Source organism: Mesorhizobium sp. W050 (assembly GCF_054719535.1).
The window spans coordinates 3,977,599-4,003,279 of sequence record NZ_JBTTIH010000001.1 but is presented as its reverse complement, the minus strand read 5'-3'; the positions used below and the strand labels follow the sequence as shown (position 1 = coordinate 4,003,279).

16 protein-coding genes are annotated in these 25,681 nt (G+C 63.3%); 4 read left to right on the top strand and 12 right to left on the bottom strand.

Annotated elements, in window-relative coordinates:
* The first annotated feature begins 247 nt into the window (after nt 1–247).
* Nucleotides 248–895 carry a ThuA domain-containing protein gene (locus ACYG9Y_RS19490; protein ID WP_023726317.1) on the top strand — a complete coding sequence of 216 codons (648 nt, stop codon included), beginning with the start codon at nt 248–250 and terminating at the stop codon, nt 893–895.
* Between the two features lie 199 nt (nt 896–1,094).
* On the opposite strand, the gene ACYG9Y_RS19485 is transcribed toward ACYG9Y_RS19490, so the two are convergent.
* From ACYG9Y_RS19485 to ACYG9Y_RS19470, 4 genes are all read right to left on the bottom strand, one after another.
* Nucleotides 1,095–2,630 carry an HlyD family type I secretion periplasmic adaptor subunit gene (locus tag ACYG9Y_RS19485; protein ID WP_023726318.1) on the bottom strand — a complete coding sequence of 512 codons (1,536 nt, stop codon included), beginning with the start codon at nt 2,628–2,630 and terminating at the stop codon, nt 1,095–1,097.
* 3 nt (nt 2,631–2,633) lie between these two features.
* Nucleotides 2,634–4,349, bottom strand: a complete 1,716-nt coding sequence (locus ACYG9Y_RS19480) for a type I secretion system permease/ATPase (protein ID WP_023726319.1) — start codon at nt 4,347–4,349, stop codon at nt 2,634–2,636.
* A gap of 105 nt (nt 4,350–4,454) precedes the next feature.
* Nucleotides 4,455–7,262: a DUF5801 repeats-in-toxin domain-containing protein gene (locus ACYG9Y_RS19475; RefSeq protein WP_023726320.1), complete on the bottom strand. Its 2,808-nt coding sequence runs from the start codon at nt 7,260–7,262 to the stop codon at nt 4,455–4,457.
* A gap of 336 nt (nt 7,263–7,598) precedes the next feature.
* Nucleotides 7,599–8,246, bottom strand: coding sequence for a LuxR C-terminal-related transcriptional regulator (locus tag ACYG9Y_RS19470; protein WP_031244072.1), 648 nt, complete (start codon nt 8,244–8,246; stop codon nt 7,599–7,601).
* Nucleotides 8,247–8,624: 378 nt separating this feature from the next.
* Between ACYG9Y_RS19470 and ACYG9Y_RS19465 the strand changes: the two genes are divergently transcribed.
* Nucleotides 8,625–9,710 (top strand): OmpA family protein, encoded by a 1,086-nt coding sequence (locus ACYG9Y_RS19465; protein WP_245259885.1) that lies wholly within the window; start codon nt 8,625–8,627, stop codon nt 9,708–9,710.
* Nucleotides 9,711–9,766: 56 nt separating this feature from the next.
* Nucleotides 9,767–11,011: a caspase family protein gene (locus ACYG9Y_RS19460; protein WP_031253314.1), complete on the top strand. Its 1,245-nt coding sequence runs from the start codon at nt 9,767–9,769 to the stop codon at nt 11,009–11,011.
* A gap of 58 nt (nt 11,012–11,069) precedes the next feature.
* Here ACYG9Y_RS19460 and ACYG9Y_RS19455 read toward each other — a convergent pair whose 3' ends face one another.
* The gene (locus ACYG9Y_RS19455; protein ID WP_023738399.1) at nt 11,070–11,633 is read right to left on the bottom strand and encodes a DUF6931 family protein; all 564 of its coding nucleotides are present in this window, start codon (nt 11,631–11,633) and stop codon (nt 11,070–11,072) included.
* Between the two features lie 229 nt (nt 11,634–11,862).
* Between ACYG9Y_RS19455 and ACYG9Y_RS19450 the strand changes: the two genes are divergently transcribed.
* Nucleotides 11,863–12,399, top strand: a complete 537-nt coding sequence (locus ACYG9Y_RS19450) for an OmpA family protein (protein WP_023738400.1) — start codon at nt 11,863–11,865, stop codon at nt 12,397–12,399.
* A gap of 88 nt (nt 12,400–12,487) precedes the next feature.
* Here ACYG9Y_RS19450 and ACYG9Y_RS19445 read toward each other — a convergent pair whose 3' ends face one another.
* The 7 genes from ACYG9Y_RS19445 to tssL all read right to left on the bottom strand — a co-directional run bounded on the left by ACYG9Y_RS19445 (nt 12,488) and on the right by tssL (nt 25,601).
* Nucleotides 12,488–14,143 carry a caspase family protein gene (locus ACYG9Y_RS19445; RefSeq protein WP_023738401.1) on the bottom strand — a complete coding sequence of 552 codons (1,656 nt, stop codon included), beginning with the start codon at nt 14,141–14,143 and terminating at the stop codon, nt 12,488–12,490.
* 223 nt (nt 14,144–14,366) lie between these two features.
* Nucleotides 14,367–16,763, bottom strand: a complete 2,397-nt coding sequence (locus tag ACYG9Y_RS19440; RefSeq protein WP_023738402.1) for a M23 family metallopeptidase — start codon at nt 16,761–16,763, stop codon at nt 14,367–14,369.
* On the bottom strand, nt 16,760–17,173 hold the full coding sequence (locus ACYG9Y_RS19435) for a DUF1036 domain-containing protein (protein WP_023738403.1): 414 nt from the start codon (nt 17,171–17,173) through the stop codon (nt 16,760–16,762). The genes ACYG9Y_RS19440 and ACYG9Y_RS19435 overlap by 4 nt, the downstream gene beginning before the upstream one ends.
* Before the next feature lie 59 nt (nt 17,174–17,232).
* Nucleotides 17,233–19,644 (bottom strand): serine/threonine-protein kinase, encoded by a 2,412-nt coding sequence (locus ACYG9Y_RS19430; RefSeq protein WP_023738404.1) that lies wholly within the window; start codon nt 19,642–19,644, stop codon nt 17,233–17,235.
* Entirely contained in the window at nt 19,641–20,399 is a 759-nt protein-coding gene (locus tag ACYG9Y_RS19425; RefSeq protein WP_023692196.1) for a PP2C family protein-serine/threonine phosphatase, read from the bottom strand. Before ACYG9Y_RS19425 ends, ACYG9Y_RS19430 begins: the two co-directional genes overlap by 4 nt.
* Nucleotides 20,400–20,556: 157 nt before the next feature.
* Nucleotides 20,557–24,078 (bottom strand): type VI secretion system membrane subunit TssM, encoded by a 3,522-nt coding sequence (gene tssM, locus ACYG9Y_RS19420; RefSeq protein ID WP_023738405.1) that lies wholly within the window; start codon nt 24,076–24,078, stop codon nt 20,557–20,559.
* The gene (gene tssL, locus ACYG9Y_RS19415) at nt 24,075–25,601 is read right to left on the bottom strand and encodes a type VI secretion system protein TssL, long form (protein WP_023738406.1); all 1,527 of its coding nucleotides are present in this window, start codon (nt 25,599–25,601) and stop codon (nt 24,075–24,077) included. Before tssL ends, tssM begins: the two co-directional genes overlap by 4 nt.
* Nucleotides 25,602–25,681 lie beyond the last annotated feature (80 nt).

Below are 25,681 nucleotides of genomic sequence, written 5' to 3'. Positions count from 1 at the left end.
TCCCCGGAAGGCTCCGGCTGGTTGCGGGCGCATCGGACCGATGTCTGCGCAACGCGAAGACAGCTGATTTGAGTGCAGCCCGGTATTGAAACAAGACGCCAGCGCGGCCAATCGGTCCTCATCCACGGAATTCATCGCCGGTTCGTGATTTCCGACCAGAAATGCCCGTCCCAGAATGCCCATCATGGGAGGAAGACAAAAGCGTTCCGCTTGCCTATCAATATTGCCGACCAAAGGAGAGACGAGCATGAGCAAGACGGCACTGATTTTCTGGGGCGGATGGGAAGGCCACACGCCGGCTCGCAGCGCCGCTGTCGTCAGCGAGATATTGACGGGGCATGGCTTCGAAGTGCGGATAGAAGAGGGCACATCGGCGCTCGCCGATCCGCAGCTCCCGGCCATCGATCTGATCGTGCCGGTGATCACCATGTCGACGATCGATAAACCGGAGCTGCAAAACCTCACCGCCGCCGTCAGCGGCGGGACCGGCCTTGCCGGCTTCCATGGCACCATGGGCGACAGTTTTCGCAACGAACCGGCCTATCAGTTCATGACCGGCGGCCAATGGGTCGCGCACCCCGGCGACATCATCGACTACCGTGTCGACATCATCAGCGACGATCCGATCGTCAGGGGTATCGAGGGTTTCGCCTACCATTCCGAGCAGTATTACATGCATGTCGACCCGAGCAACGAGGTGCTGGCGACGACGACGTTCAGCGGTGAGCATCTCGACTTCATCGACGGCGTCGTCATGCCCGTGGTCTGGAAGCGCCGCTATGGCAAGGGCCGCGTCTTCTTCAGCGCGCTCGGCCACACCGCGGATGAGTTTTCCGTGCCGCAAATGCGCACCATTCTCGAGCGTGGGGTGCTGTGGGCCAGCCGATCGGCCTGATCCCGGGCTTGGCGTCAAGCTGAGCGCAGTGGGACGGATTGCTTATAGCGATCGTCCAGTTCCGCGAAGCGGCGCTCCCGACACTGCTGGGGGCGCGCTGGCGAAGGAATCGCCAATGCCATGACACTCGAGCCGTATCGTTCGACGGGCGGCTTTTCGGAGGATTGGATGGCGTCGGGATACGGGAAAGTAGAAGACTCTAATTCTCTCTGAATCCTCGATTGAGCGAGTCGCGAACCGGCGCCAGCATATAGTCGAGCAGTGTGTGCTCGCCAGTCAGGATCATCACTTCGGCAGGCATGCCGGGCGACAATTTTACGTCATGGAGGGTTGCGAGGTCAGCCATATCGACTTTGATCTTGGCGAGAAAATAGGGTTCTCCGGTCCTCTCGTCCGTCAGCCGGTCGGCCGATACCGAGGTGAGCAACCCGTGGATTTGCGGAAGATGCCGTGTTGGATAGGCTGACAGCACAACGCGTGCCGGCATGTCCGGATGCACCATGTCGATGTCCCGCGGCTTGATCCGTGAATCGATGACCAGGTTGGACCCATTCGGAACGATATCGAGGAGGGGCTGGCCGCTGGAAATCACGCCAGATTCAGTTGTGACACGCACGTTCATCACTGTTCCCGCGATCGGCGCGACAATGTCAGTCCTGGCCAGCACATCCTGACGCGAGGGTAACAGGCTCCGCAATTCGGCCAGATCGCCGCGCACCTTGCCAAGATCCTCGTTCGCTTTCTCACCATCCTGTTGCCGCAAATTGAGAAGCTGCAGCTCGGTCTCGCCGATCTGCTGTTCGTTGCGCGCGACCTGCGACCGGTTCGACGCCTGGCTCGCTCGGATGTCGGCCTGGGCACGCTGCAGCGCAAGGATCCGCGGCAGGCGCTCCAATCCCTTTTTGTACATTTCCTGTGCCGAAGCGATCTCGCGGTCGATCAGCCCCAGTTGCTCCTCCTCGGCTGCGATCACTTCCCTGGACCCGGTGATTTGCTCCTCTATCTGCCGTATCCGCTTGTTGAGGATCTGCTCGCGCCCCTCGCGAGTGGCAAGGCGGCTGCGAAGCAGTTCCTGCTCTTCAGCGGCCACTTTCTGCCCGGCCTGGTTGTCAGCCGATGTCAGTTCCTTGGGAAAAATGATCTGATCTTCTCCGGCAACCTCCGCACCCAAGCGCGCTTCGACCGCCAGCAAGCGAATGTAGCGCTCATGCAGCTCGTCGTAGCGGCCCTGTGCATCGGTCGTCTTCATGCTTATCAGAACCTGGCCCGCTGTGACCTTGTCGCCATCCCGCACGTGGATCATCCCGATGATGCCGCCCTCCAGATGCTGAACGGTCTTCCGGTAGCCGTCCGGGCTGACGATGCCGGGGGCCACGATGGCGCTGGCCAGGAGGGCCACGTCTGACCAGAGGGCGATGCCGCCGACAAAGAACAGCGCGGAGAAATAGCCGAGTATACGCGCTGGACGCGTCCGGCGATTCAGGTCGCGCTTGCTATCGCGATATGCAGACGAACGCCGCCGGACAAGCCCGACAAGCCCGACAAGCACGAGCACGAACAGCGCGGTGGCAGTTGCAGCCAGCGCGGCGCGCGCCGGCACGTCCAGGCTGTCGAAACGGTTCGAAGCCGCCGCAGCTAGATCTCCAGCAGCGACAACTAACCTGTCCAGCACGTCACGCAGGCTGGCCATCAGCATGTCCATCATCTTCGACAGGTCGCTAAATCGGTCGCTCATGGCTCACTCCGCCGCCTTCAATTTTGCCGGAACGACGACGCTGGTCTTGTCTTGCCCGGACGACGGCACGGCAGTCGGTTTGCGGTGACCGCCCAGCGCGCCCAGCACCTCGTCGCGCGTGCCGAACATCTTAACGGTGCCGTCGTGCATGAAAACGACATGATCCGCCGTACGCAGCAGGTTCGTCTGGTGGCTGACGAGAATGACGGTGCAGCCCCGTTCCTTCAAATGGTGAAGAACATTGAACAGAGCCATTTCACCATCGCCGTCGAGGCCAGTGTTCGGTTCGTCGAGCACGACGAGCGCGGGATTGCCGAATAGCGCCCGGGCGAGAGCGATGCGCTGACGTTGGCCACGCGAGATTCGCGCCCCATGCGGCCCCACCTCCGTTTGATAGCCATTTGGCATCCGCAATATCGTCTCGTGGATACCTGCGGCCTGCGCCGCGGCGATCACTGCGGCACTATCGACATCGCGCAAGCGCGCAATGTTGTCGGCGATCGTTCCCGGAAACAGCTCGACCTGCTGCGGCAGGTAGCCGATGTGCATTCCAAGCTGGTCCGAAGGCCAACTCGCGAGCTCTGCGCCGTCCAGCCTTACATGACCGAGCGAAGGCCGCAACGTTCCCACCATGAGGCGGCAAAGTGTGGTCTTGCCGGAACCCGACGGACCAATCACGCCGCAGGTCTCGCCGGCCTCGACGTTGAAGGATACTTTGTTCATCAGGGCCTGCTGTGTACCCGGCGCATGGTAGTGTGCGTTCTCGAGCCTTAGCCGGCCTTGCGGGCGGGGTAAGGTCACTTCACCGCCCTGCCTAGAATTGGTGTCCGCGAACAGGCGCATGAGGTTGCGACGCGCGGTGCGAGCGGTAACCAGGCTGCGCCAGGCTCCGATCGAGCGTTCTATCGGCGCAAGCGCGCGGCTCAGCAGTACCGATGCCGCGATCATCGATCCGGCCGTCAGTTCGCCGCGCAAGACAAAGTAGGCGCCAAGTCCCAGCACGGCCACTTGCAGGGCCATGCGCAGCGAGCGCGACAGGCTCCCGATGCTGGTCGTGCGACCGAGAAGTTGCGCCTGGATGGTCATCAACGACTGCTGCTTTTCTTCCCAGCGCTGCAGCGCCGAGCCCGACATGCCGAGCGAGCGCAACGTCTCAGCGCCATCGATGTATTGGCCGGCCGCGACCTGGTTGCGACGCAGCTCTGCCGACGTTTCCTGGCTCCTGCGGCGGGTAAAGAAATCATTGGCGAGCGCGCCGCAGAACAAAAGGATCGCCCCGATGAGTCCGAGCACGCCCAGTGCTGGGTGCAGAAGCCACATGAAAGCCAGGAAGACGGGCGTCCACGGCGCGTCGAGAAAGGTCAGCATGCTGTCGCCACCGACGAAACCGCGCAGGTCCGCTACGTCCTTCAGGCCGGCCTCGACGTTGCTACCCGCGAGGCGAGCCTCCATGGCTCGTTCGATCACCGGGACGTTCAACTGGTCGTCGAGCCATTGGCTGATATGGCCGAGGATCATGCGGCGGGCTTGTTCCAAAAGGCCATAGACGGCGATCGCGCCGATCACCGCCAGGGTGAGCCACACCAGCGTGTCGATCGACCCGCTCGACAGCACCCTGTCGTAGATCTGCAGCATGTAGACGGTGCTGGCGAGCATCAGGACGTTTGCAAGCAGGCTGAAGATGAGCAGGGCGGGCGCCTGGCGCCGGGCCAGATGCATTACCTCTTCGAACTGCGGTCTTGGCTGCGGCACGGCTCGCCCCCCATTGTGATGCTTTGGATTGTGCCGGCCGGGCGCCAGGAAAGGCGCCCGCCCGGTGTCGGGTCAGATGATGCCGTCCGGGGCGTCGACATGGACCGAGAACGTGTCGGTAAAGCTGTCATTGTCGCCGTCGACGAGATTGGCCGTGAAATCCAGGTCGAGCGGCGCCGGGTTGGACTCCTGCTCGAGCGAGAACTGAATCACGGGGATCTTGACGGTGCCCACGCCCATGATGAGCTGGACCGCCTCGATCTGCTTCGCGCCGCCGTCGATCTCGAAGTACTTCCCGCCCTCCGCGACGTCAGGAATGAGCGGGTCGTGGCGCGGGGCATTGCTGAGCATGCCCGCCGTCACGTCGGTAGGACCGCTGACGGTACCGTCCGTATAGTAGACGATGTAATAGAGGTCTTCCGTAGCCGGGTTGTAGCCGCCGACGGAGTTGTCGATATAGACCGTGACCTTATCCACGTCTTGCTGGGGATTGACCACGAAGCTCTCGTCGCCCGAGGTGATTGAGGTGCCGGCGAACAGCGGGGTACCCCCGCTCTTGCCGTCGAGGTTGTTGTTGTTGACGCCGATGCCCGAAGTCGACACGTTCATCTTCGATGAGCTGTTGATCAGGCTAGTGGCACCATACCCCTCCAGCGTTGCCTCGGTAGGGTCATTGTTGACCAGGTCTTCGATGTCGTTCGGGAAACTGCCCGCCCCATTCTCCAGGGGAGCGGTCACCAGATTGCTGAAGAAGATGACGTCACCGTCGTGACCGGTCGGCGGGAATTGCAGCGTTTGCACCGCGTCCGGACCGCCCGCCTTCAGCGAACCCTGTGTGGTGTCGAAGGTCGTGATCGTTCCGGGAGGGGTGTCGACGTCAAGGTCGTAAGTGCCGTTGACCGGATCGAAGGTCAGTGTGAAGTCCACGTCTTCAGCCGTGCCGTCGCCGTTGAAGTCATCGTGGATCGAGCCTGTGAAGGTGTAAGGGTCTGCCGCGTCCGGTGTCAGGGATAGGCCCGACGTTACCGTCGGGTTGGAGTCGATTGTATAATCGTCCAGCGTTACGCCCAGCAGGTTGAACCCGTCGGCGCCTGGGTCGTGCGTCCAGGTGCCATGGGCGCCACTGTCGTAGTCACCGGTTGCGTTCTCCACAGCAATTGCCGGCCCGGTGTCTTCGAAGGTGAAGGCACCGCCTATGTCGACCGAGGTGTGCGCGCTGTCGCCGTCGCCGTCGGTTGCGGTTGCGGTCAGGCTCACCAGGTTGGCGGCAAGGATGACCGGAGTGTCCGCCTCTACGGGATCGGTTGGATCGCCATGGACAACCGCACGCGACTGGTCGAGGGTCACGTTGCCGTCGGCATCGACCGAGATGCGGAACACCTCATCCGTGCCGGCAGTGCCGACGATGTCGCCGCCGACAACATTGAGAAGCACCTCAAGGCCGCTGAGCGTATCGAACACGCCGCTGGCGACGTTACTGCCGCCGCCGAGTACATCCAGCGTGTAGGTCACATCGTCGGTGGCCGCTGGTCCATCGACGCCAAAGTTCGGCGTGAACAGCGCCGCGAAGCTGGTCGAGTCGTCGGTAACGAAGTCCGAATCGCCGACCACCAGGGTCGGTACGTCATTGCCGGACGGCACGATCGATGGGCCGTCATCGTCGAAGTTGATCAAGGAGCCGACCTCTGCGCTGGCGACGTTGGTCTGATCTGTGCCGAAATGCACTTCCTTGACATCGAAATAGTCTTTTTGCTCGTCAATGTTCTTGATAGTGAAGCGGTCAAAGGTTGCGTCTGCGGTGAAATCGACCGTCACACCCTCGCCGACATTGTGAAGGATCACTCCCAGGTTGGTGTAATCAACCGTGATGCCCAGGGTGGCGGCATCCGTTACCACGCCGTTCAGCTTGAAAGTCACTGAGGCGATGTTGACTTCCGCATCGTTGTCATCACCCGGTAACGTGGCGCCTTTCGCGTTGTCATCATTGTTGTAGGCGTGGACCTCTATGTCAGCCACGGTATGGGTCGGAGTAGACTGCGAAATCGAGAAACCCGCGGTGGAGACGGTCTCGATGTGATCTGTGTAGTTCGGCGCGGTCGGCGTGTTGGTAAAGTTCTTGCCGGCGCTCTGGGTGCCGCCGTTGATCAGGTCGATCTGAAGCTCACGGCCAAAGCGCACGTCTTGTGATGAGACGCCCAGGCCTTGCGTGCTGACATTGACTTCAGCCTGTACGCCATTGTCATGAGCCGTGACCAGGATCTTCTGCGTGCTCGCCGTGTCAGCGTCGAGGATATACCACTTGTTGTGTCCGGGAGGGGCGTCACCAAGCGAGCTGAAATTCAGGACGCTGGTCCCGGTGACCGAGGCGTAGACTAGCTGATCCAGATCGATTAGATCGACGTCCGCGTTGTCAGGGTCCGGATTCATCAACGCCACGTACTGGACCAGGTACAGGTCCGCGTCGCCGTCCAGCGCAAACGAGAAGGCGAGGGGATCGAGTAATGGATCGGGCTCGCCAACTGAGGTCGGGTCAGAGGTCCCAATGACGCCGATCACGACGTCTGCATTGTTCGGGTCCTGGAACAGCCAGACATAATTGCCATCGACCGTCCGGATGCCGGTGACCGCGCCGTCGGTGGGTGAAAACGCAGTTCCCGAAGAGTCCTGGGCGAGAACGACCGAGGTGATGGTCTCCCCTGGGTCCGCAGAGGCCACCACGAAGTCCTCCTTGAAGGCGACCTCCAGCGCGGTGCCAAGATTCAGCAGATATTGCAGCGTGGTGTTGGTGCTGTACAGCGGATCGGATGGGTCAATATCATTGTCCGTGAGGCCAGCGCTCTCATCGATGATGATGTCATGAGCTGTGATGTCGATTGCCATGGAGATTCTCCCCTTTTTGAACAACATCAAGAAAAGGGGTTCACCCCCACCCGATGTCGGATGCACCTACCCCAGGGCATCCGCCGGCGCACAGAATTGCGGCCGTTTATCCTCCATTGTGCCGCCGACGCAGAGGACGCGTCCATTCGCGGTTCGATAGTGTTATGGTGAATGCCCCTACCTGATCGAACGATATACATCCTTCGAAAGATCGAGCCGCGACAGGCGCTCGCGGGCAACCGCGTTGGTATGGATCGATCGATATGCCGTGGGTTTCCGGCCTTTTGTCGGCATCTTGTCGACGCAGCCTGCCTTGCCAGCTCGCCGAAGGTAGGATCAAAGCCCGCTTTTGTGACTTGGTCCCAGATGGTCGGAAGCTTCGCCAAAAGTCGCCCAGGCGAGTTCCGCCCTGCTGCCGAGGCGGAGCTTCTCGTAGACGTGATGCAGGTGCATCTTCACCGTGCCTTCGGATACATGCAGTCGCTGCGCAATGATCTTGTTGCGCAGGCCGCGTGAAACAAGGCCGGCGACTTCCGTCTCGCGTCCAGTAAGCTTTGGCGCGCGCTGAGGCAGCGATCTCGGCGTCAGCAGATGCTGGAGGATATGGTCGTCGACCCACTTTCGGCCGCCTGCCACTGCATTGGCGCATTCGACAAGGTAGCTGTGGCTGATGCCGTCCATCAGCAGGCCGTCGGCATCGAGCTTGGGGATTTCGTTGAAGTCGAATCCGCCGTTTGGCTGCAGGATGTAGATGATGCCCAAAGGGCTGCTGGTGGCTCTCAGCCTTGCGGAAAGGCCGGCCGTCTGCCGGTCCACACCATCCAACCCTATGATGACAAGATCGGGCCGGTGGCGCTCCACCAAGGGGAGAACCTCAATCGTGTGGTGGCATTCTGCGACAACGCTGTGTCCCGCCTTCCGCAAAACCCACTCCAGACCGGCGAGATACACCCCCCGCGGGTCCGCGACTACCAAGCTCGACATGGGAACACGTCCGTAAAAAACGCAACGAACTTTGTTTAATATGTCAAGAAACCAGAGCTTCGGTCGATTGTCAAGGAGTTGCTAATATTGTAGTATATTCAAGGTTATGAATGGCATTTTCTGCGTTCGACAGGCCCGCCGAAGCGCTCGTGATCGCGCAAGGCGCCTCTGGATTTGACGCCTGTTAAGCTGCCAGTGATGACGGATTTTTGAGCTGTCTTCTCCCCTTGGGCAGACAGGCGGAGCTACTCGCAAAGCCAAATCATATGTTCTATGCTCGCTGGCATCACTGCGTTCGACAGCCGTGATCGGAACTGAGGTCTGTTGTCCTGAGGCGGGGCATCAATGTTCGAGGTCGGCGGATTTTTTCGGCAACGAATGCCGTTCTCAAAGGGCCGGCGCATCGTCGGCGCCCTTGCTCTCGTCGCCGCTGTATTCGGGCTGTTGCTGCTCGCACCGGAAGTGGCGAATGCGAAGCCGAACTGGACGCTCGATCCGGCGAATTCGACGCTCACCTATCAATCGGTGAAGAAGAACACCATTGTCGAAACCAACAAGATCAGGAACCTCTCGGGCACGCTGACATCGGATGGCGCCGCCAAGGTCACGTTCGACCTCAACTCGGTCGACACCGGCATCGACCTTCGCAATGTCCGCATGCGCTTCCTGTTCTTCGAAACCTTCAAATTCCCGACGGCGGAAGTGACGGCGAAAGTCGATCCCGCCGCTTTTGCCGATCTCGCCACCAAACGGCGCATGAGCGCGCATATCCCGTTTCGCCTGAGCCTGCACGGCGTCGACAAGGACCTTGAGGCCAATGTCGTGGTCACCATGATCACCGACAGCATGGTGTCGATCGCCTCGGAGGCGCCGGTCGCCGTGCATGTCGAGGATTTCGGCCTGTTGCCCAACATCGAAAAACTCCAGCAGGCGGCCAATGTCAGCAGCATCGTCCCGACGGCTTCGGTGTCGTTCGACTTCGTCTTCACCGCTGATGGTGCCAAGCCTGCGGCCACGCCTGCCGTCGCGGCCGCAGCCCCAGCCGATGCCGGGCCGGTCGCCACAGATGCAGGCAAGACGTCCTTCAGCGACGATGAATGCCTGAACAGGTTCGAGGTGCTGTCGCGCACCGGCGCCGTCTATTTTCGCCCAGCCAGCGCTCGGCTCGATGAAAAGAGCCGCCCACTGCTGGCCGAGGTGGTCGGCGTCGTCGGCAAATGTCCGAAACTGAAGGTCGAGGTTTCGGGCCATACCGATTCCGACGGCTCGCCGACGGCCAACAAGAACCTGTCGGAACGGCGCGCCAAGGCGGTCGCCGACGCGATCATCGCTGCGGGCATTCCATCGGCGCAGATCACGGCTTCCGGCTATGGCGAGGAAAAGCCGGTGGCGCCGAACGATACGCCGAAGAACAAGGCGCTGAACCGGCGGATCGAGTTCTCCGCCACGCCGCTCTCCAACTGAGCCGGTCCTTAACTGAGAAGGCCCGTCAACCGAAAAGGAATCCGGTGCGTTTGGACATGATTGCAAGTTGCGGCAACTTCATGCGCGGCATCGGCCTCGCCGTGCTGGCGCTTGCGTTGACCATGACCATTACCATGACCGCGGCCAGTGCCGAACGCCGCATCGCCCTGGTGCTCGGCAATTCCCATTACCGGAACGCGCCGGTGCTGCCCAATCCGGTGAACGATGCGCAGGCAATGTCCGATCGCCTGAAGGGGCTGGGCTTCGAAATCGTCTCCGGCCTCGATCTCACCAAGGCGCAGACGCAGGAAAAGATCGCGCAATTCGCGCGGCAGGTGCGTGGCGCCGATATCGCGCTGTTCTTCTATGCCGGTCATGGCCTGCAGGTCTCGGGCACGAATTACCTGCTGCCTGTCGATGCGGCGCTGGAAGACGAGACCTCGCTCGACTTCGAAGCCGTGCAGGTGGACTTCATCCTGCGGCAGATGTCGCGCGAGACCAGCATCAGGCTGGTGTTCCTCGACGCCTGCCGCGACAACCCGCTCGCCGATGTGCTTGCCAAGGAGACTGGCGGCGACAGCACGGCAAGCAGCGGCCTTGCCGAAATACCGATCGAGAATGGCGGCGCCGGCACGCTGGTCGCCTTCGCTGCCAGTCCCAACCAGCTCGCCTATGACGGACCGGGCGAGCACTCGCCATTTTCGGCGGCGCTGCTTGCCCATATCGGCGAGGTCAACGTCTCGATCACCGAAGCGATGAACCGGGTTACGTCGGATGTGTTCAAGGCCACAGCCGGACGCCAGCAGCCCTGGGTCAACGTTTCGCTGACCACCGATGTCGTGCTTCACAAGGTCGATCTCAAGGCGCCGCTGATCGTCGGCGATTCCGGCGCGGCTGCGCCCGAAGGCGATACGCAGGCGCGCACCGGCGCGGCCGCCAATCCGCCGGGTACGGACGCCGGCGAGCAGGCGCTGGAACAGCTGCGTGAGGAAATTCCGAAGCTGGGCTCGGACGCGCCAGTCCTTTTCGACGTTCCGGTCAATTTCGGCGACCCGGCGATCGACGGCAAGAGCATCGCCCAACTCATCCAGGGCAAGCCGCACTTCAGTCCGGTCGAGGGCCTGGAAAAGTCCGTCTGGGACAACCAGTGCAGCAACTGTCATCAATGGACCGAGGAGCGGCTGTGCGACCAGGCCAAGACCTACGTCACCAATGATGTCTCGGTGTTGCGCCTGCAACACCCGCTGGGCACGCGCTTCAAGGTGGCACTCGGCAAATGGGCGCAAAACGGCTGCAAATGAGACCGCCAACAATGGGTTGGATCAGATTTCAATGAAATCTCATCACGATCCAGAGCAATCAGGCTCGGCGCAGCGCCTCGGTTTCGGCCAGATGGATGCCCATCTCGACAAAGGCGGTGAGCACGGAGAAACGGTCCGCCACCGCAACCCGCGCCAGTCCGGCCAGTATGCCGGCATTGACGGCATGCGCAGCCGGCAGCGGCCGCAGCCTCGACCCGTTGGCCTGCGCCGCCAGGCCATTGATATGCCGTTGCGCCGCGAGCGCGATCCAGCCGGCAGGCGTGTGCTGCTGCGTCATCGCCGCGCCGGCGACAGCCTCCCGGCGGCTTGCATTGTTGGGTTCGCCGACCCAGTCCTGGATCAGTGCCAGCGTTTCGAGGTCCTGCTCTTCGAGCAGTTCGGTCAGATGCCCCAGGCACTCATGGCCCCACCAGATTGCGGCCCGGTCAGGCAGCAGATAGGCGCAAAAGGTAATCGCTTCCTCGGGGATGCGCCCGGCCAACAGCCGCCGGCAGAACTCGAGCGAGGGTTGGTCGGTCGGAACAGCCGTCATGTCCCGGGCAACAGCCGTGTTCGCGGCGAAGAGATCGCGTGCGGTCTGGAATCGAAGCCCGTTGACCATCGCTGCTGTTATCCTCCCCCAGCCCTCACTCAACCCGCCTGCGAGGCGCGGGTCAAGTCTGTCGACCACCACATGTCCATGACGTTGTTCACAGACAAACGCCTCACGGTTTGGTATATTCCACAGCCGACCGTGATCTCGACAGATCATTGTCGAACAGGAAGAGTTGGCCCGGATCCATGGATCGGGCCTGAGTGAAAATCGGATGCTCGAAACGGGAGTAACCGTTATGCAGCGGCACATTTCAGTCTTGGCATTGGCGACCGTGCTTTTCTCGACTCACGTCTATGCCAACCCACTTCAGAAATCGGAAGACATTGTGAAGTTCTTTGCCGGCACGATCGATCACGGCGCGGCACGCGGGATTTGTGTCGGCACCGAGGACGAGTGCAAGAGCAAGACCGGCCAGAAAGAAAAGCCTCCGGAGAAGACCGGCCTCGATATGCTGATCAATTTCAGCCTGGATTCGTCCGAGCTCGACGCCAAGGCGCGCAGCGAACTCGACGAATTCGCCAAGGCGCTGAAGGACGATCGGCTGAGCAAGCTGTCCTTCGTCGTCGAAGGCTATACCGACGCATCCGGCTCGGCGACCTACAATGAGGGGCTGTCGCAGCGCAGGGCGCAATCGGTCACCGCCTTCCTCGAATCCAACGGCATCGAATCCACCCGCATCAAGGCGGTCGGTCTCGGCGAGGCCAATCCACGCAATCCCGATCCCTACGATCCCGTCAACCGGCGGGTCGAGATGCGGATCAAGGCGCAGTAGCTTCGCCGGCTGCGTCTTCCGGCCGTCGTCAAACACAACGCCGCGCGTCCAACGGACACGCGGCGTTTTTATTGTTTGACATGATCGATCAGTTCTTGAGCACGCCGCCGACCGCTACGCCGGTGCCGAAGATCAGCGCCTTGGTCAGGAAATCATTGTTGTCCCGCGGCGGCGGCTCATCCTCGCGCACGACCTCCCGGTTGCGCCTTTTCTGCACGAACTGCTGTTGCCGGCGCGGCTTCTGGGCGTACTGCTTCTTGCGTGGCTTTTCCGCCACCGGCTTCAGCGTGCGGGCCTTCTGCACCACCTGTTTTTTCGGCTTGTCCACGCCGGCCTGGTCGGCCTCATGCTTGGCACGCACGGCCTCCATCATCGGATCCGTCTGGATAACCAGGAACGCCAGTTGCTCGCGCGTCAGGAAAGTGGTCGGAGGCAGCCCGTTCCCCTCTTGCCAGTCGCCGATCGCTTGCCGGGTCTTGGCGCCGATATTGCCGTCGACGCGGCCAAGCTCGTTGCCCAGCGCCTCGACGCGCAATTGCAGGTCGATGCGGCCCTGGCGATCGAGACCGATCGCGTTCTCCGTCGCCTCGGTGCCCAGCACCTTCTTCATGTCGTCCGAAATGCCTACCGAGGTGCGCACGGCAGAACCCGAGTTCGCTTCTTCGGCAGCAAGCGCGGCGACTTCCCGTTCCTGGGCTTTCGGATCGTTCAGCGCATCGATGTTGAGCCGCGCCACCGTGGCGAAGCGGCCATTCGGGAACTGTTCGAGATAGGCTTCGTAGAATGGCGCGGTGTTGCGCTTCGAGGCCTCGTCCCAAAGCCGCTGCTCGACTTCCCACGAAGGCGGTTCGCTGGTGACGAGAGCAGGGGCGGGCGCTGCCGCGGCGTTCGCGTCATCGGCGGCCGGTCTTACCATCGGCGCGGCTTGGGCGGCCGGTTTGCCAAGGAAAACCTCGCGGCCCAGCGATGCGTTGTGCCATGGCCGCTGGCGGCCTTGCGTGGTCTCGGCCACTTCGCCGCGCACCCGCGTCAGCGCGCTCTGGATCTCGACGCCGGGTTCGGTCAGGTGCCTGGCGAGCGCGGTCGAGTAGGGGCTGTCGACGCCGTTGCCGTCAAAGGCGATGGCGCCCGGGTCGGTGGCATAGGCAATCAGGATGCCGCCGGTGCCGACGCCCTCTGATTTAGGGTCGATCGGCGCCAGGCCGGTGCCCAGCGCGGTGGAGCGGGTCTTCGGCATCGCGGCCGCCAGTGTGCGTGCCAGCGGATTGTCGCGGCAGGCATCGAGGATGATGACGCCGACCGCCGGGTCGGGTGGCAATGCGGCCATGAAGTCGTCGATCTGGACGGTGCGGGTCTTGAGATAGGCAGGTGACGTCAGTTCGGCGTCGACCGGGATCAAAAAGTTCTTGCCGTCGACCTGCATGCCGTGGCCGGCATAGAAAATGACGGCGAGGTCGGCATCGTAGGACTGCTCGGTGAATTTGCTGATCAGGCTGTGCATGCCGGCATTGTCCTGGTCGACGCCCTCGATCACCTCGAAGCCGGCATTGCGCAGCGTCGATGCGATGAGATGCGCGTCATTGGCCGGATTGGGCAATTCGACGGCATGGACGTATTTGCTGTTGCCGATGACCAGCGCGACGCGTTTGACGCCACCGGCATCCGGCGCCGCCGCCTGGACGGTGCCAAGCGCGGTCAGCACTAACAGAACAATTCCGCTCAAAAGGACGGCAAACGCTTTCATGGGATCGGCCCTCCGCCCCAATGGGGCGCGTTATTGATGGCTGCGCATGCTAAATTTCACCAGCGACTGTATCGCTTCTGCCAAAATGGCTGTTGGGCGTATGTGATCCCAGCCACAGTTTTGGTTCACAAGGACCCAAAAACCTTCCCAAATATCCGCAAACATACCATTCGCCGGCCTCAGAACCAATCGGCTTGGCGAAAGCCGGGGCAAACTGCCAGCTCTAGCCCGGCTCAAGCGTATTTTGGATGGAGCCGACCAGTGCCGTTATCGCCTCCTTGTATTTTTCGAACTCCGGCGATGTCTGGCGGACTTCCGTCGTCGTCTGCTGGCCCGCATCGGTGGTGGCGGGCGTCGGCAATTTGCGGCCCATCTTCCGTTCCGCCCAGTCGACGACGTAGCTAGCGGTCTTGCCGGTAAGAAATGGGTTGGCCTGGATAACGGACGATCCGAGCACGGCGCTCAACTGCGCCGATCCTGGCGACGCCAGCACCTGATGGGCGCCTTCCATGCCGAGGAAATGGCAGAGATAGAGCCGGCCGGCGGTGATCTGGTGGCCACGCGCCTTGAGATAGGCTTCGCCCTCGCGCGCCAGATTGCGCACCATCTCACGCGAGATGGTGGCGTCGTAGCGCAGCGCCAGCAGATCGGCCGTCGACAGCGATCGCGCGAGTTCGGGACGATAGGTGTTCATCATCCGGATCCAGGTCTTGGATATGAACTGGCCGGCGCCTGTCGCCGAAGACAGCGGGTTCTTGGCCCGCGCGCTACCGCCCGATTCGACGTGGACGATACGGTCGGTCAGCGTTTCGACGGCGGGATCGCTGGAAGTGACGGCGATTGCAGCGGTCACTGTTCCGAGCGGATCGATCGCCTGACCGCTCTGATAGAGTTCGAAATGCAAATGTGGCCCGGTCGACAGGCCGGTGGTGCCGATATAGCCGATAATGTCGCCGGCCTTCACCTTGGTGCCGACACCGCTGGCAATGGCGAATTTCGACATATGCGCGTAGCGCGTCTCGCGGCCGCCGCCATGGGCGATCTTGACCACATTGCCGTAGCCGCCGCCGTCGCCCTGGAAGATGATCTCGCCGTCGAAGGCTGCTGCGATCGGGGTCCCCACGGGTGCTGCCCAGTCGACGCCCTTGTGGATGCGAACAACGCCCAGGATCGGATGCTTGCGCGGCCCGAAGGTCGACGTCATGACACCGTTGACCGGCGTCACCATGCCGTTGGCCACCGTCAGCGAGCGCACCTGGTCATCGCCCGAGACGCAGGAAAACTGGCCGTCGCCCTGCTGGAAAACGAAACAATCCAAGCTCTTTTGCGTGCCTTGGATACCGACATAGAGCACCCGTCCGTCGGTCTCGTTCTTGCCGCGCGGCGTCTGCGAATAGATCAGCACAAGGCGCTGGTCCTCGCTGGCGAAAGCATCCAGATCCTGTCCGCGCGACAGATACATAATGGCTTCGCCGATGATGCCGCTCGGCACATTGTTGCGGGCCGCCGTCGAGTAGATCGCGTCGAGCAGGCGGTATTGCCGTTTCTGCGTGCCTTCGGTCTCGGCGCCCGAATAATTGAACAGGTCCTCGCGCACCCACGGGTCGACGCCCGACACGAAGGCGCCCGCCGCGTTGCGTGTCAGCGTGCCGACAAAGACGTTCCTGGCGTAGATCGAAACCTGCATCAGCGACATCGTCGTGGTCTCGCGCGTCGGCCTGAAGCCGCGCATCGCCACGACATAACCAGGCTGCAGGCCGTCCTTGTCGAACAGCGCCTTCAGCGCCTCGCCGGCAAGCTTTGCGTCGTCGGCGGAAAAATGCGCATCGAGCGCCACGCTGTCCAGGCTGCGGTCGTTGAGGATTTTCACGAAAATGTCCTCGGTCGCCTCGAAGCGCTGGTATTCCGAGCTGACGGTGGCAACGCTGGTGTTGTTTTCGACCGGTGTCTTCTGAAAGGCGGGGAGTGCTGCTTCGCCCTCATCGATGGTCTCGCCCCAGCCGGCCTCGGGGTCATCGGCCGCCGCCGATGCACCCGGAGCGACCTGCGGGTCAGGAGCTGGGCCGGAGGCCGCCGGAGCCCCGTCCGCGCCGGGCGATGGTTGAAGATCGTTCTGCAGGTCATTCTGCGGATCGTTGGGTTCGGCGGGTGGCGCGACCGCGGTCTTCCGCTGCGCCTGAAAGAAAGCGAAATCCTCTTGCGTCGACGGGATCGTCGTCATGAATTTTTCGCTGGCGCTCAGCATCACGTCGGAGAGAACCATGATCTGAGGGGAGATGCCGGCCTGGTCGAGCTCCGTCGGGCGCGGCATCCCGCGGCTCTTGGCGGCGCCGGCCTCCGGCGCCAGTGTGATCCACATCGGGTCGCCGGCAAGGTCGATGATGGCCGGCACATAGACCGATGCGTCGGCCGGTACGTCGTCCGAGCCTTCGACGGCGTGCAGTTCCTCGTCCTCGTCGCCGAACGACCAGTAGTCGGCGGTAAGATAGAAGCCGGTGGCAATCGCGGCGAGGACGATTGTCGCCAGGCCAGCCGCCAGCCCGAGCCAGTTCCTGCGCCTGCGCAGCGCGGCGCGCGCCTGCTTCTTTGCCTTGAAGCTGGTGTCGATGCTGTGCGTCACGGCGCGCTTCCGGTCAGGAAGAAGGTCCAGCGCCCCTGTTCCTGGGTGTCGACTTCGAGAAACTTCGCCGCGATATGGCCGCGCTGCCAGCATTCATCGATGCCGCGGATCGAGAACCGCCGCCGCTCGATGCACATGTCGGTGGAGCCTGCCAGAATGGCGTGGCCGAACACATCCGTCGCGTAGATGTAGATGTAGCGGTTGGTCAGCTCCTCGCGAATGACGTTGACGCATTGATTGGCGCCGATGGTCCACCAGCCATCGGTCTGGTCGGCATCGTCGATCTTCTGACCTACGGCAAGATTGACGACGTCGAGCGTCTGGTTGCAGACGGTGAATTCGGCGCGCGCCTGCCCAGTGGAAAGAAGCGCCAGCAACAGCGTCGCAACCGCGCTCGCGGCGAGCTTCACCCGCACATTCCGGGCAAGCAGGACGGGATCTCGGCGACGGCGTTGCATCGGCGTCGGTGCTAGCCGCCGAGGCGGAAATATTTGGCGGTCGCCGAAAATGCCGAACTCCTGGCGCCGATCTCGTCGAGTATCCTGGGCAACAGCACCGAGGCCGGCGTCGGCGTTGTGAAGTCCGCCGCCTTAATGTCCTGCGGCCCGGTGATCACCATGATGATCTGCGGCAACGCCTTGCCTGCCGCCTTGTCGGCGGCGCCGAGCCCGATCGGGATCGAGAAGGTCGCCTTGTCGGCTTGTACGACAACATGGTCGTCGAGGTTGAAGGCGATGCCCCTGTGGTCGATCAGGAACACGCTCGACACCAGCCCGCCATGCGTCACCAGCGTGCCGTCGATCGGCGAGCCGTCCGGCACCGATGTCTGGTCGAGGACAAGCTGCGGCCTGTCGGCCGTGCTCGCGCCCATGAAACGCAGGAAGCCGGTGATCCCGCATTGCGGGGGCTGGATAAGGCGGACGCTGATATCCGGCTCGACATGGAACTTCGCCTGGAATTCCCCAAGCAACTGTTCGAAGGGTGGCACCGACGTGCCGAAGCCCTCGATCGCGACACCCTTGTCGGTGGCCGACGTCACCGTCGCATAAAAACAGTCACCACCATTGAAGGCGCGTACCCAGGTGGCCCGCTCCGCGGCCGCATCGGCCGGTGGCGGCACCTCCGGCTTGGGCACGTTCATGGCAATTTCGGGCTCTGCCGGCTTGTCGGCCTGCTCACCGCTGGCGATATCGGGCTGGCTTGGCTTGGGCTCCGCGGTCGATTCAGGCGCCTGCGTGTCCGGCTTGGGCGCCTGCGCGGCCGGTTCAGGGGCCTGCGCCTTGGGCTCGGGCGCTTGAGCGGTGGGTTCCGGCGCCGGTGCTGTGGGCGTGGGTGCCTCGGCCGTCGGTTCAGGTGTTTGCGTGGCCGGCGCTGTCGCCTTGGGCTCTACCGGCGGACTGACAGGCTCGGGGTTCTTCGCGGCATCGGACTGTGACGGGCCGGATGGCGGTTGCAGCGCGACGGTCTTGTCGGTTGGTGCGGCCGGCAGCGGGGCCGTAGCGCTCGACGCGACTGGCGGCGTCGGCTGCGGCTCGACCGGCGCTTTGGCCTGATCTTCAGCCGGAGTCTCCGCTGGTTGCGGCTTTGGCACCGTCTTCTCGACCGGCGCAGTGTCCGGAACGGGCTTGTCAGCGACGATCGGCTTTGTCAGTTCGGGTTGGAGCGGCTTGCCGGTGTCGGCGACGCGAGGCCGGTCTCCGAATCCCACGATACTCGATGCATAGAGCCCTCCAAGCGATACCACGGCCACCGCCGACAGCACCGCGATCGTCAGATTTCTGCCTGTAGTAGCACGCTTCGGTGGTGTGCTTGCTCGCTTGGGAGTTTCAGCAGCCGGTTTCGGCTGCGACAGGTGCGCTGGGCGCACGTGCGGCACGAAAGACGGCTCCGCCGTGCCGCTTGGCGGGGCCGAACCGAAGCCTTGGGCCGGCGAGTCCCCGACCTTCGAGACAGGCCCTGCGGTCTGCCCGGTTCGCGGCAGGCCGGGCCGGGGCGCGAGCGATGCCGGCGGCAAGGTCGCGTCGCTGTCGTCGCGCGTCAACCGGGCGATTTCGGCCATGCTGGCCGGTCGATCATCCGGGTCAGGCTGCAGCATCGCTTCGACAATGTCCCTGAAATCGGCATCGATGCCGGAGAGATCAGGGACGGTCCGCCGTTTTTCGACGATCTCGTATTGCGAGCCGCCCATGTCGATCGGCTTGCCGCGCAGCGCCGCCGCCAGCACCAGCCCCAGGCTGTAGATGTCGGACTGTTCGCTGACCTCGCCGCCATAGAGCCCGAGCTGCTCGGGGGAGACGTAATTGTATTTTCCGGCAAACTTGCCGCCGATCAGCGTCTCGCCACCGACCGCGGCCGATCGCGCAATGCCGAAATCGATGATCTTTGCCCGCTCGACCCGGCCGCCCGGCAGGATGATGTTGTCGGGCGACAGATCGCGGTGGATGGCGCCGGCCTGGTGCACGGCGCTCAGGCCCGAGGCCAGCCGGTGGCACAGTTTGCGCACATCCGGAGTCGCCATCGCCCCGCCGCGCATGACGTCGTACAGCGACTGGCCGTCGACGAATTCCATCGCCAGATAGGGCCGCCCGATGCCGGGATCTATGGTGAAGACGTGGTAGCGCACGACCGCGTCATGCGACAGATGGTTGAGGATCGAGGCTTCCTTGCGAAACAGCGACAGGATCGTCTGGTCGCGGGCGAATTCCGGCAGCACGATCTTGATCGCGACATGATCGCCGGTCTGGATGTTGTGGCCGCGATAGACTTCGCCCATGCCGCCCGACGCGATGCGTTCGTCGAGCTCGTAGATGCCGCTGAGCTGCGTGCCGACGCTGGTATCCGCCATGTTGGGCAATAGCCGAGTCTTGTCGTCGGAGCTCATCGGTCGCGGCCTTCTGCTCGGGACAGGCCATTGCCTTTGTCTCTGATCTTGACCAGAACGATGGTGACGTTGTCCGTGCCGCCGCGCTCAAGCACCATGGAAAGCAGCTTTTCGCAGGCAGCCTGCGGCGCTGCCGAGAGCACTGCAGCCGCAATCTCCGCGTCACTGACATGCGCCGTCAGGCCGTCCGTGCTGAGGATGAAAATGTCGCCGGCAAGGGTCTCTCCCTGCTGGAAGTCGATGGCGATTTCATCGTTGACGCCGATGGCGCGGGTGATGACGTTGCGGCGCGGCCAGTTCTCCGCTTCGGCCGCGCTGATCGCGCCGCTGTCGAGCAGTTCCTGGACCTCGGTGTGGTCGCGCGAAATCTGCGAGATCGCGGCGTTGCGCACGAGATAGACGCGGCTGTCGCCCGACCACAGGCAGGCGAACCTGCCGTCCATGGCCAGCAGTGCGGCAACGGTGGAGCCGATGGTCACGCCGCGTGAGCGCGAAATCCGGCGGATCTCGGCATGCGCCCGGTTCAGCCGATCCTCAAAGCGGGCGCGCAGATCCGGCGCCGAACTGGCGATGCCGATCGTCGCCAGATGCTCGACAATGCTTGCCGAAGCGACTTCTCCGGCCTCGTGCCCGCCCATGCCGTCGGCCACCACCCAGAGGCCGATCCGCGGCTCGACCAGGAAGCTGTCCTCATTGTGGTCACGCACGCAGCCCTTGTGGCTCACGCCGTAGCTCTCAAAGGCGGCATCGTTCACTTGCCTACGCTCCGCAACGCCTTGGCTGACGTGCCTGGCCAGTCTGCCACAGCCCCATTCATTAGAGTATCGAAATCTAAGCCGCTGATGACGGACCGTGTGGTGCCGCCGCTGTCTCTGCGTCCTGCAATCGCTGGTCCTGCCATGCAATTCCCCATCAGAAAGCCTTCGGACAGCTGAACGCGGAAAGCGCCGGCAGCGTGAATGGGTTGCCGTCCTCCCCGGTCTTGATCGTGTAGGCGACATCCCGTCCGCCGATGACGAAATGCGCTTCGAGACTATCGCCATTGGCGGTGACCTGCCCCTTGTCCAGCAATCGTTTCAAAGCCCAGGGACCGTCGAACTTGATTGCGGACTCGCGGCCGGGCAGCTCCGGCGTCAGGCTGAGACTGGCCGAACCGGTCTTGCCCGGCCACGGAATCAGGCCCGGCGTGTTGCCGGCTTGGGTGGCCTGCAGCACCTGGCCGTCGATATTGAGCAGCGCCATGTCGGCATCGCCATGCAGCGACAGCGGCGTGAAGGTGATGTTGATCGACGGCACCGGCCCGCCGAGCGGAAAGAAAGCCGCGCGGATTTGTGCCGCGAGCTGAAAGTTCTTCAGCGTCGATTTCGCCAGATTGCGGCCGAACCTGGTGTCCTGTTTCCAGTCCCAGTCCTGGCCGCTCATGTCGACCAGCGACGCCAGGTTCTGCGCGAAGAACCGGTCGAGAACCCCGCCCGGAGAAAACAATCTGGCAAAATCCGCCATGGCGACATCGTCGGTGCCGGCGGGGGCAAATGGAAAGCGCCCGGCAATCACCTCCTCGCACGGACGGCCGACGGTCTCCTCCAGCATCTCGTTGAGACGCGTGGTCGATGTTTCGGCGACGGTGCCCTCGAAATCGTCCGCCGCCGCGCTCACCATCCTGGCCAGCGCCTTCGGCAGCCGCGAAGCATTGGCGCGCAACGTCGAGATCTGCAGCTGCAGATTGGCGTTGGCCTGGTCCGTCTGGGCGGGGACATCGGCGGCCAGCCGCACGCTCTGATAGATTTCGCGGAAATTCTGGGTGAGGGCGTCGAGCGGCCGCTGCCCCGGCGCCCCGGCCACCAAAGCCTGGAAAGACCGGAACTGGGCTTCGATGTTGGCGCCGGGATCCTGGTTCTGGGTGTTGACAAAGGCGGCCCCGGCCCGGCTCTGCGATTTGCGCGCCGCAAGCTCGATGCCGATGCGGGCGAGGCCCTTGGCGCGCGCGGCGATTTCCTGGTCGCTGTCTTGAGACGGCGCAGCCGGATTGCGCTCTTGCGTCAAAGCTGTTTCGCGCGCGATGGCCTCGAACAGCTGCATCAGCGGTGAGGTCGGTGATCCCGCTGCGGACAGCGCCAGATATTGCGGTTTGTCGGCGGCCATTGGCTTGAACTTCAACCTGTCGAGCACCTCGTTCCACGCCGCCGCAAAACTCTTGCCGTAGCGGTCGAGAAGTTCCGGGCCGAGCTTGAGCAATTCCTGGTCGAAGCCGCCTTGCTCGCCGCTCGAACCGATCACCCATTGATCGTCGACCAGCGCCTGCGCGCTCTTGGCAAGTTGCGCCAGATAGAAGTCGAAGCCGGCATGGGTGTAGAGACCGGGGACGCGAAGGCCGGCGAGATCGTTTCCGTCATTGCGCTCGAACAGCATCGGCGCTTCCGGGCCGGCTTGCGAGGCCACCGAAAAATCGTCCAGCGCCGCCGCATAGGTGGCCGACTGGATGAGAGCGGTGGCGCGATCGGCAAGGCTCATGCGGCCGAGCGAGCGCTGGGCGGATTCGACCAGCGTGCGGTTGAGTTCGAACGAGGGATCCTGGTCGTTGTCGAGCGCCAGCATGGCGCGCAAATGCTTCTCCAATTGCGCCCGGCCGTCGCGATTGTGGGCGCCGGGATAGCGGTTCTGTTCCCAGTCCAGTTTCAGCCAGGTGACGACCAGTTCGTCATCCACTTTCGGCGCCTTGCCGCCTAGCATCAGGTAAATCTTCAGCGGCTCGTACAGCGCCATCGGATCGGCCATCCTGGCCTCGATCGTGCGTTCGAGCTGGAACAGCAGGCGCGAGCGGAACATGCGCTCCAGCCCTTGCCGGTAGGCAGTCTCGGAAGCCGAAAGGATACGCTCACGCTGGCTGAGGCCGAACGTCGCCGTGGCCGGGGTGGGCTGGTCTCTCGTATCGTAGCCGGCCGGCAGGCCGCGCAGCGCATCGAGCGCGCCGATGACGGTTTCGAGGTCGGCATCCAACACCGTCGTGCTGGCCAGCAGCGGCGCGGCTGTCGCGCGGTATTGGCCTGCCGCCTGGCCGGTCGCGGCGACCAGCGATTTGTTGGTCGTAAAGCTCAGGCCGAGAACGCCAAGCGCGGCGATCGCTATGGCCGCGATCGCTGTCAGGCCGGCGTAGCGGGCGATCGCAACGCGCCTGTCGGCCGCCCTGTCATAGGACACCCAGCCAGACTCGGCGAAAATGACGCGGCTCAACAGATCGTGCAGGAAGAAGCTTTTGCCGGTGCCGGAAAGATGCGCCTGGGCATTCCTGCCGAAACTGCGGCCTATGCTGCCCAGCAACTGGTCGATCGGCGTGCCTTCCTGCGTGCCGGAAGAAAAATACAGGCCGCGCAGGGGGGCGTTCAGCTGCTTGCGCGTCGGCTCGAAAACGCCCTCGAGGAAATTCACGATCCGGCCTTTCAGCGCACCGAGCTGCGCGGCGAAGCCGAAAATGGCGATGCGCGCGACCGGATCGGTCTCCGCCTGCAGCCGCTCGCTCATCTCTTCGGTCAGGCGCTTCACCAGCGCGTCGAATTCGGCTGGCGCTTCTGCGATCATGTTCAGGCCGCGCTCGGCGGTCTGGAAGGTCGCGCCCCACACCTTGCGCCGGCGTGCTTCGTCGAAACCGCCGAAATATTCCATGAATCCGGAGACCAGGTCGGCCTTGGTGAACAGCACGTAGACGGGAAAGCGGACCTTCAGGACCTCGTGGAGTTCCTGCAGGCGGCTGCGGATCTCGGCGTCACGGGCCGCCTGCTCTCCGTCCGCCATCAGATCGGCAAGGCTGATCGCCAGGATGACGCCATTGATCGGCTGACGCGTCCGGTGCCGCTTGAGCAGCGACAGGAACGCCAGCCAGCTTTTGCTGTCGGTCCGTGCATGGGAATCCTGCGTCGTGTAGCGCCCGGCCGTGTCGATCAGCACCGCCTCGTCGGTGAACCACCAGTCGCAATTGCGCGTACCGCCGACACCCGCCACCGGCTGCGCCTGGCCCGACCCGGCAAGCGGAAAGTTCAGGCCGGAATTGACCAGCGCGGTGGTCTTGCCGGCGCCCGGCGGGCCGATGACGATGTACCAGGGGACGTCGTAGAGGAAGTTGCGCTTGCCGCTCGACTGCCTGAGCGTCGCGACTGCTTCGTTCATGCGAGCTTCCAGCACCTTTGCATCGCTGCCGTCATCCTCGGCGCTGGCCATGGCTGCCTCCAGCGCCTTCTGCGCCTTGCGCCTGCGCCAGAACCGGATTGCATAGATGATCGCCACCGTTCCGACGACGATGCCGATGATCGCTGCCCGCAGCCAGATGGGATCCAACGGCCGGGCGCCGGCAAAGCGGATTAACGGGCCGGCGTACCAGACCGCGGCGGCAAAGCCGGCGAGCGCGAGCGCGCTGAAGATGCGCAGCAGCCAGCCGGTCACAGCATCTCCTCCCGCGGGATCATTACATCGACACGGCGGTTTTTGGCGCGGCCCTCCGGCGTTGCATTGTCGGCGATGGGCTCGTCCTCGCCCTTGCCCTCGACCTTTGTCCGCGACGGATCGCTGAAATGCGCTGCGATCATCTTTTCCACCGACTGGGCACGTGCGACGGAGAGGTCGAAATTCGATTTGAAGGCGCTGGTCTTCTTCGGTTTGACGTTGTCGGTGTGGCCGACGATCCGGATCGGCCCGCGCTCCGCGTCGAGAGCCGCCGCGATGCTGGCGGCCACCGGCTCGAACTCCGGCTTGACCTCGGCTCGTCCCGACTGGAACAGCAGGGCGTTGCTGATTTCCACGATGATGAAATCACCCTTAGTGCCGACGCTGACGCCGCGGCCTTCGATCTCCTTGGCCAAGGCAGTGCGGATGCGATCGACCTGCGCAATCGTCGTTGGCGCTGCGACGACTTTCACCTCCTCGGTCAGCGGCACGAAACCGGTGCGCTCGATGGTGACCGGCGTCGCCGGATTGAGCGCCAGCAACTCGCCGGCAACAGCCTCGCCATCATTGGTGATGAGCACGCGCAGCGTGAAAAAGGCTGCGGTCAAAACTGCCGCGGTTGCAGCGGCTATGGCCCAGAGCGGAACCCGCCTGGAGCCTTGCGCCGATGTGACCGACAAGCCTTGCCAGCGCGGCGAGATGTCGTCGTCACCGAGGACGCGGAAATAGGCTGATGTCTCGTAGACGTCGCGGCGGACCCGTTCGAGGCTCTCGCGCGGCTGGCCGCGATACTGGCCTTCGAAGCCAAGCGACAGGCAGACATGCATCAGCTCGATGAGATTGCGATGAGGTTCCGGCGTCGCCAGCACCGTGTTCAGCGCCTGGAAAAAACCGGCGCCGGTGGGTTTGACCTGGAAGAAGCGCTGCAGCATTGCGTCCTGCGCCCACGCATCCCGGCTGGAACCGGGCAGATTGGCGACGATATCGTCGGCGGTTTCGCAAAGCACATAGCTGGCGATGCGCGCATCCTCTTCCGAGGTATCGGTCCTGGCGATCTTGCGGTCGAAATCCTCGATCAGGCCGGCGACATGCTGCGCCAGCGGCTCGGCCGGTCTTTCGACAGCCATCAGCCGCAGATGCCCAAGCAGTATCAGCAAGGGCGCCGCGGCAGCGACGATCGGGTTGGCCGCGCCATAATCGACGGCATCGCTGGCGCCGAGCAGCGCATCCCATGGCGGTTTCCCCGCCGTCCCGGCTGAGCCGTGAACGGGCGGATCGGCCGGCGCGTTGGCGAAGGGCGTTCCCTGATAGATCACCGTCCCCGTGACGTCGGACGGCGGCTGGCGGCCGGCGTTGGGATCGAAAACCGTGGGTTCCGGGACGCTGGCAGGGGCGATCACCGTACTGCCGGGGGCCGGCGCATCGCGGGCGAGAACCGTCTTTTGCTTGCGGCCGGGATTGGGGCGGCTGGGGCGGATGACGGTTTTGCCGGTCGGATCGAAAGGATCATCCTTCGAGCTCATCGCCGATCCCTGCCTCTACGCCCGCGCGCCGCGACGCACAGCGCCATGTCCGCGCAAACGCGGACCGCAGGACGCTATCT